Here is a 12,235-nt window from a genome sequence, read left to right as displayed (position 1 = left end):
CAGGAGTCGTCGGCCCCGACGCCGAGCCCGACGAGCAGGTCGGTCTCGTCCGCGCGGGCGGTGAGCATCAGGATCGGAACCGGACGGTCGGCCTGGATCCGGCGGCACACCTCGAGGCCGTCGAAGCCGGGCAGCATCACGTCGAGCACGACCAGATCCGGACGGTCCCGGCGGGCGCGATCGACCGCGCCGGGCCCGTCCGCGGCGGTCACGACGTCGAAACCCTCCGCCCGCAGCCGGGCCGCCACCGAGTCGGCAATGGTGGGGTCGTCATCGACGACGAGCACCTTGCGCTGACCCATGCTCACGACAGTAGGCCGCGGGTGTGGCGCTCGTCGGCGGGAAGTGTGAAGGAACGGTGGAGATTCAGGCCGGGCCGACGTGCTGGTCCAGCCACTCCACGAGGGGACTCATCGCCTTCCACGCCTTGACCACCTCGGCCTTGGCCTTGGGGGTGGACAACCAGTCCGGGAAGCCGAGTTCCTTGGCCGCGGTCAGGGTCTTGTGCCGCAACAGACCCTCGCGGGGGTGGTCCTTGTCGAACCCCTTCGGCACCCGGGTCAGCTGGTCACCGCCGATCCGGAAGCCCTTCTTGGTCACCGCGGCGACAGCCTTCTCCAGGGCCGGGCCGTGCAGGTCGTGAGCGACGGCCCGGCGCAGCCGTTCGACCTGCGCGGTCTCGGTACGCCAGTAGCCCGCCGCCACGAACAGTCCGGCCGCGGAGACCTGGACGTAGACCCGCGACTCCTCGAACCACACGCCCTGGTGGGTCTTGTACGGCGTCTTGTCCTTGGCGAAGCGGACGTCGCGGTAGGGGCGGAACAACTTGCCCTCACCGAAGTCCTTGGCCACCGCGGCGGCCAGAGCCTCCATCGGCCCGCGCACCGACTCGTCGTAGACCGCCTTGTGGGCGGTCCAGAACGACTTGGAGTTATCGGCCTCGAGGTCGTCGTAGAAGTCGAGGGCCGCGGTGGGGATGCCGGAGAAACTCACGCGGCGAACTTTAGGGACCCGCCGTCGGTTGCGGGTGATGCGATGCCTCGCAACAAACCCAGGCCGCCCGAGGTGACGATGTATTACACTCGCGGTACATCAGGGTTGGAGGCAGCAATGTCGGCATCCCGGGCCACCTCGTACCGCCTGGATCCCGACCTGAAGGACCGACTCGCGGCCCATGCTCGGGCCGAGGGCATCACCGAGCGCGCGCTGTTGGAACGCCTCATCGACGAGGGGCTCACCACGACCCAGCACCCGGGCATCGTCTTCCGCGACGGCCCGAGCGGACGCCGCGCGGGCCTGGCCGTCGGGGCGGACATCTGGGAGATCATCTCGGCGCTCCGCTACACCACCGGATCGGACGAAGAACGCGTCGCTGATCTGGCCGAGCAGTTCAACCTCCACCCCCGGCACATCCGCACGGCCATCGACTTCGCCGCCCTCCACCGCGAGTCGATCGACGCCCGGGTTCGGGCGAACGATGAAGCTGCGGACAAGGCTGAACGCCTAGCCATGGAACGGGCCGACCTGATGGGCTCCTGATCCGTGCGGATCCTGATTGACGAGATGTTCCCGGCCGCTGTGTGTCCGCTCCTGCGGGAGCGTGGCCACGACGCCCTGCACGTGTTCGATCTTGGTCTCGGATCACGTCCGGACACTCAGATCATCGCGGCCGCACTGGCCGACGGACGTGTGATCGTGACAGAGAACGTCGCGGACTTCGCAGCAGTCCCCGAGTTTGTCGTGTTCTGCGTCCGGAAGTCCAAGCTCACCGCTCGCCCTAGGGCCGCGGCGTTGGCTGACCTGATCGACGCCTGGGCCCGCACGAATCCGGATCCGTACCGCGGGCTCCACTGGCCTGAGCCACTGGCAGATCCTGAAACGCCGTCAGCTGGCTCGGGGGCCTGAGTCCTTCGACCGGACACGGGGCCTGTCACGGCGACGGCAGCATCCATTCCAGGACGTTGGTCTGCAGGAACACCAGCACGCACATGCCGACGAGGAGCAACAGACTCCAGCCCACGACCTTGCGGAAGATGTCGCCCTCGCGACCGGTCAGCCCGACCGCGCCCGCGGCGATCGCGAGGTTCTGCGGCGAGATCATCTTGCCGAGCACGCCGCCGGAGGAGTTCGACGCCGCCATCAACGCCGGATCGAGCCCGGCGCCCTGACCCGCCGTCACCTGCAATGCTCCGAACAGCGAGTTCGAGGACGTGTCGGACCCGGTCACCGCGACGCCGAGCCAGCCGAGGATCGGCGAGATCAGCGCGAAGCCGTCGCCGGAGTCCGCGAGCCAGTTGCCCAGCGCACCGGTCTGCCCGGAGTTGTTCATGACGTAGGCCAGCGCGAGCACCGCCATCACGGTGACGATGGCCGGCCACAGCTGCTTGTAGGTCTTGACGTAGGCCTGAACTGCCGCCGTCGGCTTGATGCCGATGATCGGCATTGTGATCAGTCCCGCGATGATCGTCAGCGTCCCGGCGGCCGCGAACCAGTTGAAGGTGTAATCGGCCGGAGGCTTCCCGCTCGCGGTGACCAGGTCGAGGCCGGGCCACTGGAACAGGTAGGTCCAGGGCTCGGAGAGCATCTCCTTCTTGACCCCGTCGATCTGGAAGATGCTGAAGATCGCGATGATCACCAGGTAGGGCGCGTAGGCCCGCGCGATGTCGGCCCGGGTGTCGGTGACCACGGCGACCCCGCCGTCGTCGCCGGTAGGACGACTCAACGGCGACCGCCCCGAACCATTAGGCGTGTCACGCCTAATGGTTCGCTCGGTCTCGGCGTCGGGCTCCTCTGCGAGATCGCTGTAGGTCTCCACCGGGCGCCACACGCGCAGGAGCACCACGATCGCGAGGGCGCTGACCAACGCCGCGACGACGTCGGTGAGTTGCACGGAGAAGTAGGTCGAGGTCAGCCACTGCGCCACCGCGAAGGCGATGCCACCGACCACTGCCGGGAGCCAGCACTGCCGCAGCCCGCGCTTGCCGTCCACGATCACGACGAGAACCAGCGGGATGAAGACGGCGAGCACGGGGGTCTGGTGGCCGATGAGCGCGCCGAGGTGGTCCTCGGTGAAGTGGTCGGCCAGCGCCGGGTCCGTGTTGGCCGGGGCCGTCACTTTCGACAGCGTCACGACGGGCGTCGCGAGCGCCCCGAACGCGACCGGTGCGGTGTTCGCCACCAGCGCGAGCGTCGCCGCCTTCATCGGCTGGAAGCCCAGAGCGATCAGCATGACCGCGCTGATCGCGACCGGGGTACCGAAGCCGGCGAGCGCCTCCATCAGGGCGCCGAAGCAGAAGGCGATGACGATCGCCTGGATCCGCATGTCGTCGCTGATCGTCGCGAAGGATCGCCGGAGCACGTCGAAGTGCCCGGTCGCGACGGTCATGTTGTAGACCCAGATCGCGCTGATGACGATCCACATGATCGGGAAGAACCCGAACCCCGCACCCCAGGTGCTCACTGCTGCGGCCTGGTCGACGGGCATGTCGAAGCCGCCGATCGCGACGACCCAGGCGACCCCCAGCGCGACCAGGCCCGAGATCCAGGCCGTTACCCGCAGCACGCCGAGCATGAAGAACAACGTCGCCAACGGCAGCGCCGCGGTCAGCGCGGAGGCGGTCAGCGAATCGTTGATCGACCGGATGTCAGGTTGGTAGGTCGCCAGCAACATGCCGCGCTCCAGTGCCCGGGGGCCGGTGGGATGGCGCGGAACATACCAACGGCCTAACCCGGAGGGCTAGGGCCCAGCCGACGGTCCGTCAGTTGGTGACGGCCTGCGGGCGGGCGGCGCCGGGGACCGGGTCGCCGTACGCGGGCGGGTCCGGGTCGGGAAATTTGTCGAACTCGCCAAGGCGCCAGGCGGCCAACTGGTCCGCCGGCGTGGTGTTCAGCCACTCGGCCAGCTCGCGGTAGCTGACGCAGCGGACCTCGGGCTTGGTGCAGGTCTCGGTCACGAACGCCGAGAGCGCCGCGGTGTAGGCGCCGTTGTGCCAGTTCGAGAAGTGGTTGCCGATCAGCACCGGCGCGCGGCGGCCGGTGTAGTTGGTCTGGAAGTACTGCCGGTAGGTGTCCAAGGCCTGCTGGCCCCAGATGTCGGTGGTCTCGGTCGGGTACACGGTCTTGGTCTTGCAGCCCTCCTGCTGGAAGCAGAGGTTGTAGTCCATCGCGAGGATGCGCTTGTGCGTCCCGTACGAGGGGACGTAGGCGAGCGGGAAGACCCACAGCGAGGTCGGGCCGGTCTCGGACCAGCCGCGCTGCGGCCACAGCGTCGGCTCGGACGCGTCGGGCGTCGGGCTGGTGTCGTAGAGGAAGCCGTGCTCCTCCAGTACCGGGTACAGCGCCTTGTAGTTGCCCTGTAGGCACGGGGTGCGCCCGCCCACCACGTCGTCGCTGGTGAAGCCGAGTTCGACCGCCGGGGAGATGTCGTTGTTGGTGTTGGCGTTGTCGACCATCGAGCGGAACTGCTCAAGTTCGGCCTCCCAGTCCGCGGCGCTGAACCGCTCGACCGAGCCCTTCTCGTCCCCGCAGATGTGCCCGTTGAAGTGGGTGCCGATCTCGCTGCCCTCGGCGTGCGCGTCCCGCAGTTGCCCGAGCTCGTAGCGGACCGCGTCCCGCTCGCTCTGCCCCGGCAGCGGAAGCACCCCGGAGACCTGGAACGGCATCGCCTGGGTCGCCGTGCCCAACTGCGGTGCGGTGTAGCGGTCGATGTTGTCGTGCGTGAGCAGGTAGGGCCCGGACAGGAAGTAGGTGAAGCGCGCGTTCGCCTCGCGGCTGACATCGCGCCAGAACTGGAACATCGGGTACGTGCCCTCGACCGCGACGCCGGCGCCGTCGAAGGCGACCACGACGACCTGCGGCGGCCGTCCGCCCGGCGCCACGGAACCGAGGGGCTCCGGCCCGATCCGTGACACTGAATCAGAATTGTCGGATTCGTCCGGCTCGTCCGTGCTGCCCACCGGTACCGCGCCGGCGGTCTCCGCCGGCCCCGGTGACCCCAGGTCGGACGAGTTCGACGAGCACGCCGCCAGCGCCAGCACGGCCAATGCCGCACCCAGGTTCCGGCGCGTGACGATCATGAGTTCAGGGTGCCACGACGGCGGCGGGCCGGCACGGCGAATCCACCCTGAGAGTGCGCTGATGGGGTCAGGAATGAGCTGCGTCGAGCACGGGCTTGAGGCTCGCGAGCATGGCGAGCCAGGCTGCGGGGGAGTCGATCTCGGAGCAGAAGTTGGTCTCGACGATGACGCCTTCCATCCCGGCGTCGCGGACCTCGGCGGTGCGCGCGGCGACCTCGTCAACGGTCATCCGCTTGCCGGCGGTGGACTCCAGCGCAACCCGGTAGATGACCTCCACCGGGGCGCGGCCCGCGGCGCGCTGCGCATTGATGGTGCCGAGCATCTGCTGCACGGTCGGGATCGGCAGTGAGCCGGGGTTCCACAGGTCGAACTGCGCGGCGGTGCGGGCCAGGCCGGCCTCGGACCACATGCCCGACATCAGCCGGAACGGCGAGAGCGGCTTGGGCTGCATCAGGCACGGGTCGAGGTCGAAGAACGGCCCGTGGTGCTCGACCGGGTCCGGTCCCCAGCACGCGCGTAGGGCCGGGACGAACTCGTCCATCCGCTTGCCGCGGGTCCTCGGGTCGACGCCCATCGCGCGGTGCTCCTCGACCGACCAGCCCACTGAGAGGCCGATCGCGTCCAGCCGGCCGCCGGCCAACCGGTCGACGGTGGCCAGGCGCTGCGCGAGCTGGACCGGGTAGTGGTTGCCGCCGACGAGGACCGAGGTGCCGAGCCTGATGGTCGAGGTCCAGGCCGCGACCGCGCCGAGCAGTTCGGTCGGCGCCCACACCGACTGGTAGCGCTCCGGCTGCGCGGTCGCGCTGCCGCCGTACTCGCCGGCCTGGGTCAGGGCGTAGAGGAAGTGGTCCTGCACCCAGAGGTGGTCGAACCCCATGCCTTCCGCGGTCTGCGCGAACTCCCGCACCAGCCCCGCGTCCACGGCCGGCCCCAGTTGCGGCAGGCACAACCCGACGGTGGCCATCAGCGGCCCGCCCCCTGCGTAGCGTCCGACGAGGCGTGGGTAATAGCGCTCGCTTCCTCGGACGCCCCGGCTTTGGGGAGCTCGACGTACTTGATCCGGCTCAGCCGGGTGCTCGCGATCAGCCAGCGGCCGTCCACCCGGCGGTAGGTCTCGGCGTAGTGACCCCAGCCGGTGTGGTTGCGGTAGCCGCTGTCGGCGGGCGACTCGACCAGGTCGTACATCGGCCACAGGCCGGTCGCGTTCTCCGCGTCGAGCACGTCGATCTCCGGCTCGTGCCCGTGGTGGACCGAGATCCCGGTGCGGAAGTGGTTCGCGACAGCGGCGACGAAGGTCGCCTTGTCCACCGGGCCGGAGGTCGACTCGCCGAAGTCCGGGGTGAAGTCGTCGGTGAACAGCGTCGCGAACTCGTCCCACTCGCGTCGATCCACGCAGCGGAAGTAGCGGGCCTTGAGTCGGCGGATCTCCTCGACCGCCTCCAGCCGCGCGATGCGCCCCTCCAGATCCACGCCGCCTCCCCCCGGGCCTTGCCCGACGAATAGTCAAGGTACAAACTATCCAGTCATGGACGACTACGGCTACGGGGACTTCAATTACCGCACCGTCGTGAGCGGCTTCGTCAACGACCTGTCGAGGTTGCAGCCGGGGGCCGTGCACTTCGGTCTGGAGCAGCAGATCGAGTACATCTACGGCTTCTTCGTGGGCGAGGACGGCGCGATCACGTGCCTGGAGCAGAAGTTCGTCGGCTCGGTCTCGACCGGCACCTTCGTCATGCGCACCGATGGCCGCGGCGGGATGAACATCGCGCCGGAGACCACCCGCAGCTACCGCGGTGAGGTCCGGCGCACCATCGAGGACAAGTACCGCAAGTGGTCGGACCCCGTGATGCTGCGTCTACCCGAATCGGCGCGCCGCGAGGGCGACCTGCCGTACCTGCTGGAGCTCGACGGCGATCACTTCGTCTGGGACCAAGGCGACCTGTGCCACCTCGAGGGCGACATCAAGACCCTTGGCGTGCAGTTCTATGCCGCCTCCGCCGAGGAGCCCCTCTTCTTCACGAGCATCCCGTACTGGGTCACCGGCACGGTGCTGGGCCGGCCCACCTCCGGGCTCGTCTACTTCGACCGCGTGCACCTGCGGCCGGGCCGGGAGTGGAAGGAGACAAAGATGTTCACCGACATCCAGCTTTCCTGGAACATCTTCGGCAACGTCTACTCCGACGGGTCGATCGAGTACGGGAAGATCGTCGTCGGCAAGGACGGCTTCAACGCCGCGATGGTGGTCGACGACCACCGCCTCACCGCCGGCAGCAGTGATGTGCAGGGCCGGTACGTGCTCAACGAGGGCGGCTTCATCCGGCACGCGCAGTACGACGTCGGCGGGCACACGTACGAGTTTCGCGGCGAGGACGAGAACAACATGGCGGAGTTCTCTGCCTCCCGCTGGAACGGCTACCACGCGCAGTTCGGCGTCACCCGCCGTCTCGGCGACGACCGTGAACTGGTCTCGGGCGTGACCTGGTTGGAGTCCTTCGACCACCGGATCCGTGACGCGGGCCTGGCTCTGACATCCCTTGATTGAAAAGCGGCCCGGGCTGACACCGCGTCAGGTACCGAGCTTGTCTCGGAGGCAGCATCGCCGGCCTCCTGGCGCCGGAAACCGGCCCCCCAGGACCCGTCCGTGGTGCCTCCATCACTGACGGATCACGACGGTGCATAGCTCTGATCGAGTCCCTGTCCGGTTTGTATGGTCTGTGCTACAAAGGTCGCGTACTTGACTAATTGGTGATCTGGATCACCGGACCGATCACCGTCCGTCCCCCACGGAAGGTCTGTATGACTCTTCGGCGCTTCTCCATCCCCCTCGCGGCGGCCGCTCTGGCCGGCGCGGGTGGCTTGGTCGTGCTGCCGGCCGGCTCGGCGGGGGCCGAGGCCAGCTACGACGCGACGGCCCGCACCGAGACCTTCACGCTCAACATCGCGAACCAGTCGATCCCCACCGGCATCGACATCGAGGGCGGCGGGCCCGCCGCGAGCGCGCGGCAGGACAGCGTCGGAATCGGCGACGCGAGCGCCCAGCTGCCCTACGCCGGCGACACCGTCCCCGGCCTCCCCGGGATCGGCGCCGGCCTGTTCGGCTTCACCGCGCCGGCGTACCCGTTCATCGCCTCCAGCACGAAGGGGTCACCGCCGCAGAATGTCTCCTACCCCGGCGTGGCCTTGCACGCCGAGAGCGGCGACTTCACCACCGAGGCCAGCTCGGTCGCGGGCCAGCCCGGCTCCGGCGCCAGCGCGAGCGCCCGCGTCGATGAGAACCGTCAGGGTGACGTCACCTCGACCGCGTCGACCGGAGCCGACAGCGTCAAGGTCGGGCCGTACGGCACGCTCTCCGACGTCCGCAGCCTCGCGACGGTGGTGGCCAACGGTGCCACCGGCAAGCTGACCAAGACCTCCTCGAGCTCGATCGGCCGGATCTCCTTCCCGGGCCTGACCTTCACGGTCCCCAAGCAGAGCCCCGGCGCGATCCCGGTTCCGGTGCCGATCCCCGGTGTGCCGAACCAGGCGCCCACCGAGGTACCGGTGTTCCCGTTCCCGAGCGGCGGCCAGACCTTCTTCGGCCCCGACCTCGGCATCCAGGACGGCTACTTCGTCGTGACGGTGCCTCAGGACGGCACCGCGGCGAAGTACCAGGTCCCGGCCGGCCCGGTCCTGGACGCCCTCAAGGCGCAGGGGGTGACCATGCGCTTCCAGGCCCCGCAGGAAACGACGACGGGCATCATCGCCGGGGCGTACATCTTCCAGTACACCTTCCCGGCTCCGCCCCCGAACCCGTACTTCACCGGCGACAGCGTCGTCACGCAGAGCACCGCGTACGCGCTGGCGACGGTGAACCTCTCGCCGATCATCGCCGACGGCATCGGGTCGGTCCCGCCGGTCACCACCGACGGCGTCCCGCCCGGCACTGTCGAGCCCGGCACTGTCGATGCCGCCGGCCTGCCGACCCTGGTCGACGCCGGTGCGGTCCCGACCGTGCCGCTGTCCCCGGTAGCCAGTGCGGGCGGTGGCCCGAGCATCTCGCTGGCCGGGGTCAAGGTCGGCCTCGGCGTCGACAACCTGTACCTCGCCGTTGCGGCGCTGGCCCTCATCGGGCTGCTCAGCGTCGGCGGCGTCTCCTGGCTGGGAGTGCGCTCTCGATGAAGGTGACGCGATGAACCTCATGAAGTACGTGCGCGTCCAGTGGGACCGGGCCGGCGCGGTGATCGCCGCGGTCGTCGGCGTGATCGCGCTGATCTTCGGCTACCTCGGCACCTCGGACACGGAGTACATCGCCGAGCAGATCCCGTTCATCATCTCCGGCGGTCTCGCCGCGATCGTGTTGTTCACCGTCGCCGGGGTGCTCTGGCTCTCCGCCGACCTGCGGGACGAGTGGCGCGAACTGGCCGCCCAGGGCGAGGACCTGCGCGCGTTCATGACGAGCGAGACGGCCGGCATGGGCAAGCAGTCGGGCAACCAGTCCGGCAAGCGGGACGGCTGAGGAGCGTTGACCGCGACCATCGACCACACGGAAGAGATTCCGAGGGTCCCCGATAGGGCCGCTGTGCCCCCGGACGCACCGGTGCGTCGGGTGCACTACCGCAGCGACCCCTCGCCGTGGCGCCGCCGGGACCTAGCGGTCTGCGGTGCACTCGCCCTCCTGGGAGTAGCCGGCATCATCGGCTGCTGGTTCGGCGCCACCGACGAGGTCGTCTGGCGGGACCAGACCGGCTGGCTGATCGGCAGCATCTTCTGCACCGGCCTGGTCGTCCTGGGCGGCGGGCTCTGGGTGCTGATCGGCCTGCGGCGGGTGCGGCACGGCTTTCGCGACCTGCGCCGGGACCAGCGCACCGCCCTCGGGCTCACCCGCAGCCGGGCCACCGCGGTCGAGACCGACGCCGCGCCCACCGGTGAGCTGGTGACGACGGGTCAGATGACCCGGGCGCATCGCCCCGACTGCCTGCTGCTGCGCGGTAAGCAGGCCGTCCCGGTGCCGGCCGCGGAGAGGGCGAACTATGGGCGTTGCGGGGTGTGCAACTCATGAACGACTACACGCCGTTCATCGTCTTCGGCATCATCACCGGCGCCATCTACGGCCTGTCGGCGATGGGCCTGGTGCTCACCTACAAGACCTCGGGTGTGTTCAACGTCGGTCACGGCGCGGTGTGCGCGGCGGCGGCCTACGCCTTCTACGGCCTGCGCCAGGAACAGGGCATGCCCTGGCAGCTGGCGTTCCTCATCGTGGTGTTCGTCTTCGGGCCGATCGCCGGGTTGGTGCTCGAACGCCTCGCGGTGGTGCTCGCCCCGGTCTCGACGGCGAACCGCATTGTCGGCACCGTCGGCCTGCTGGTCGCGATCCGCGCGCTGCTCGACCTGGGCTTCGGCGACATCGGGCTGGTGTTCAACCCGTTCCTGTCCCAGGACGAGGCGTTCACGATCGCCGAGGCCACCGTCTCCGTCGACGACCTGATCACGCTGGCGGCCGGCACCGTGGCGGCCGTCGCCCTGTTCGTCTTCTTCCGGGTCTCCCGCCTCGGCGTCGCGATGCGCGGTGTGGTCGATGACCCGCAGCTGCTCTCGATGTCCGGTACCGCCCCGGCCCGGGTGCGCCGTGCCTCCTGGATGATCGGTTCCTCGTTCGCGGCCGTCTCGGGAATCCTGTTCGCGCAGAACCAGGCGCAGCTCGACATCAACGTGCTCTCGCTGCTGGTGGTGCAGGCCTTCGGCGCCGCGACCATCGCGCGCTTCACCAACCTGCCGATGGCCTTCGTCGGCGGTCTCGTCGTCGGTGTGCTGCAGGCCGTGGCCGGCAAGGCGACGGGCGGTAACGAGCAGTTGCAGGGCCTCGGCCTCACGGTGCCGTTCCTCGTTCTGTTCGTCGGTCTGCTGGTGATTCCGCGCAAGAAGCTGGTGGAGGTCGGGCGGATGGTGCGCGCCCGCCCGCCGGCGGCGAGCATCCTGCCGCCGCAGGCCCGGGCCGGCGTGCTCCTCGCCGGGCTGGCCGTCCTGCTCGTCATCCCGCACGTGGTCGGCGCGAAGCTGCCCGGCTACAACGTCGCCCTGACCCAGGTGTTGCTCTTCGTCTCGCTGCACCTGCTGGTGCGCACCTCCGGGCAGATCTCGCTGTGCCACTTCGGCTTCGCCGCGGTCGGTGCCGCCGGCTTCGGGCACTCGGCGAACAACGGCGCGCCGTTCTTTCTCGCGCTGCTGATCGGTGGGCTGTGGTGCCTGCCGCTCGCGCTGATCGTCGCCGTGCCCGCGATCCGGCTCTCGGGTCTCTACCTCGCGCTGGCGACCCTCGGCTTCGGCATCGTGCTCTCGCAGTTCGCGTACTCGAAGTCCTACATGTTCGGCGGCGGTCAGCTGCTCACCCGGCGTCCCGGCGGTTTCACCGACGACCAGGACTACTACTACCTGCTGCTCGCGATCGCGATCGCCGGCGTGTTGGCGGTCCTCGCCGTCGAACGTTCCCGGCTCGGCCGCCTGCTGCGAGCGATGTCCGACTCCCCCCTCGCGCTCACCACCCTCGGCACCTCGGTGAACACCTCGCGGGTCATCGTCTTCGCGATCTCCGGCTTCCTGGCCGGCATCTCCGGCGGGCTGTACGCCTCGCTGTTCGGTGGCGTCACCCAGGACACCTTCAACTACGTCCAGTCGCTGCTCGCGCTCGCGGTCCTTGCGATCGCCGGCAGCCGCACCATCACCGCGGCGTTCGTCGCGCCCGCGTTGCTCTACGTGGTCCCGCTCTACTTCACCCAGGAGAACGCGACCGCCTGGCTGCAACTCGGATTCGGTCTCGGCGCGATGTTCGCCGCCGCGGCTTCCCAGGGCGGAGTCGACACCTGGCTCGCCCGCGGCGCCCAACGGCACGCCGTCCGTGCGCAGGGGCCAGCCGGTCGCCGCATGCGCCTGTCCCTCGGAGGTAGCACGACGTGAACACCCACAAGCGCACCCGCGCGACGATCGCGGCCGCGGCCGTCTCGCTGGCCCTGGTGGCCGGCTGCGGCAACCGCGTCGACCACGACGCCGTCGTGGCCGTCGGCAACGGGTACGGCCCGGTCGACGCCGAACGCGACAACTCCGGCGCCATCGTGCCCGGAGCCATCACCGACCCCGGCGCGGTCGTGCCCGGCGCGGTGGACCCCGGCGCCTGTCTCTTATACACA

General features: G+C 69.4%; 13 protein-coding genes and 1 pseudogene. 8 read left to right on the top strand and 6 right to left on the bottom strand.

Going from position 1 to position 12,235, the window contains the following annotated elements:
• Both H0X00_RS14995 and H0X00_RS14990 read right to left on the bottom strand, forming a co-directional pair.
• A partial coding sequence (locus tag H0X00_RS14995; protein ID WP_293772446.1) for a response regulator occupies positions 1-302 on the bottom strand: 302 nt, incomplete at its 3' end.
• A gap of 64 nt (positions 303-366) precedes the next feature.
• A complete protein-coding gene (locus H0X00_RS14990; RefSeq protein WP_293772445.1) occupies positions 367-993 on the bottom strand; it encodes a DUF2461 domain-containing protein in 627 nt (208 codons plus the stop codon).
• Between the two features lie 117 nt (positions 994-1,110).
• On the opposite strand from H0X00_RS14990, the gene H0X00_RS14985 reads away from it, so the two are divergent.
• Positions 1,111-1,539: a hypothetical protein gene (locus tag H0X00_RS14985; RefSeq protein ID WP_293772443.1), complete on the top strand. Its 429-nt coding sequence runs from the start codon at positions 1,111-1,113 to the stop codon at positions 1,537-1,539.
• Between the two features lie 3 nt (positions 1,540-1,542).
• Positions 1,543-1,905, top strand: a complete 363-nt coding sequence (locus H0X00_RS14980) for a DUF5615 family PIN-like protein (protein ID WP_293772441.1) — start codon at positions 1,543-1,545, stop codon at positions 1,903-1,905.
• A 25-nt stretch (positions 1,906-1,930) separates the two neighbouring features.
• Here H0X00_RS14980 and H0X00_RS14975 read toward each other — a convergent pair whose 3' ends face one another.
• From H0X00_RS14975 to H0X00_RS14960, 4 genes are all read right to left on the bottom strand, one after another.
• A complete protein-coding gene (locus H0X00_RS14975) occupies positions 1,931-3,670 on the bottom strand; it encodes an L-lactate permease (RefSeq protein WP_293772440.1) in 1,740 nt (579 codons plus the stop codon).
• Positions 3,671-3,758: 88 nt separating this feature from the next.
• Positions 3,759-5,075 carry a hypothetical protein gene (locus H0X00_RS14970; protein WP_293772438.1) on the bottom strand — a complete coding sequence of 439 codons (1,317 nt, stop codon included), beginning with the start codon at positions 5,073-5,075 and terminating at the stop codon, positions 3,759-3,761.
• 67 nt (positions 5,076-5,142) lie between these two features.
• Entirely contained in the window at positions 5,143-6,039 is an 897-nt protein-coding gene (locus H0X00_RS14965; RefSeq protein WP_293772436.1) for a TIGR03619 family F420-dependent LLM class oxidoreductase, read from the bottom strand.
• A complete protein-coding gene (locus H0X00_RS14960; RefSeq protein ID WP_293772434.1) occupies positions 6,039-6,545 on the bottom strand; it encodes a nuclear transport factor 2 family protein in 507 nt (168 codons plus the stop codon). The genes H0X00_RS14965 and H0X00_RS14960 overlap by 1 nt, the downstream gene beginning before the upstream one ends.
• 55 nt (positions 6,546-6,600) lie before the next feature.
• Here H0X00_RS14960 and H0X00_RS14955 point away from each other — a divergent pair, with 55 nt between their 5' ends.
• The 6 genes and pseudogenes from H0X00_RS14955 to H0X00_RS14930 all read left to right on the top strand — a co-directional run.
• Positions 6,601-7,617, top strand: coding sequence for a hypothetical protein (locus tag H0X00_RS14955; RefSeq protein ID WP_293772432.1), 1,017 nt, complete (start codon positions 6,601-6,603; stop codon positions 7,615-7,617).
• 254 nt (positions 7,618-7,871) lie between these two features.
• A complete protein-coding gene (locus H0X00_RS14950) occupies positions 7,872-9,233 on the top strand; it encodes a hypothetical protein (RefSeq protein WP_293772431.1) in 1,362 nt (453 codons plus the stop codon).
• A gap of 10 nt (positions 9,234-9,243) precedes the next feature.
• A complete protein-coding gene (locus H0X00_RS14945) occupies positions 9,244-9,570 on the top strand; it encodes a hypothetical protein (RefSeq protein ID WP_293772429.1) in 327 nt (108 codons plus the stop codon).
• 90 nt (positions 9,571-9,660) lie between these two features.
• Entirely contained in the window at positions 9,661-10,113 is a 453-nt protein-coding gene (locus tag H0X00_RS14940; RefSeq protein WP_293772428.1) for a hypothetical protein, read from the top strand.
• Positions 10,110-12,005 carry an ABC transporter permease gene (locus H0X00_RS14935; protein ID WP_293772426.1) on the top strand — a complete coding sequence of 632 codons (1,896 nt, stop codon included), beginning with the start codon at positions 10,110-10,112 and terminating at the stop codon, positions 12,003-12,005. Before H0X00_RS14940 ends, H0X00_RS14935 begins: the two co-directional genes overlap by 4 nt.
• Positions 12,002-12,235, top strand: a pseudogene (locus H0X00_RS14930) (hypothetical protein); the annotation flags it as partial. The gene H0X00_RS14935 and the pseudogene H0X00_RS14930, both read left to right, overlap by 4 nt.

Source organism: Sporichthya sp. (assembly GCF_013815995.1).
Taxonomy (GTDB): Bacteria; Actinomycetota; Actinomycetes; order Sporichthyales; family Sporichthyaceae; genus Sporichthya.
This window is presented reverse-complemented; position numbering and strand designations above follow the sequence as displayed.

What these genes read in the sequence shown, in the direction of transcription:
- H0X00_RS14985 (WP_293772443.1), top strand. Translation starts at nt 1,111, where the DNA reads ATGTCGGCATCCCGGGCCACCTCGTACCGCCTGGATCCCGACCTGAAG.
- H0X00_RS14975 (WP_293772440.1), bottom strand. Translation starts at nt 3,670, where the DNA reads ATGTTGCTGGCGACCTACCAACCTGACATCCGGTCGATCAACGATTCG.
- H0X00_RS14970 (WP_293772438.1), bottom strand. Translation starts at nt 5,075, where the DNA reads ATGATCGTCACGCGCCGGAACCTGGGTGCGGCATTGGCCGTGCTGGCG.
- H0X00_RS14965 (WP_293772436.1), bottom strand. Translation starts at nt 6,039, where the DNA reads ATGGCCACCGTCGGGTTGTGCCTGCCGCAACTGGGGCCGGCCGTGGAC.
- H0X00_RS14955 (WP_293772432.1), top strand. Translation starts at nt 6,601, where the DNA reads ATGGACGACTACGGCTACGGGGACTTCAATTACCGCACCGTCGTGAGC.
- H0X00_RS14950 (WP_293772431.1), top strand. Translation starts at nt 7,872, where the DNA reads ATGACTCTTCGGCGCTTCTCCATCCCCCTCGCGGCGGCCGCTCTGGCC.
- H0X00_RS14945 (WP_293772429.1), top strand. Translation starts at nt 9,244, where the DNA reads ATGAACCTCATGAAGTACGTGCGCGTCCAGTGGGACCGGGCCGGCGCG.
- H0X00_RS14935 (WP_293772426.1), top strand. Translation starts at nt 10,110, where the DNA reads ATGAACGACTACACGCCGTTCATCGTCTTCGGCATCATCACCGGCGCC.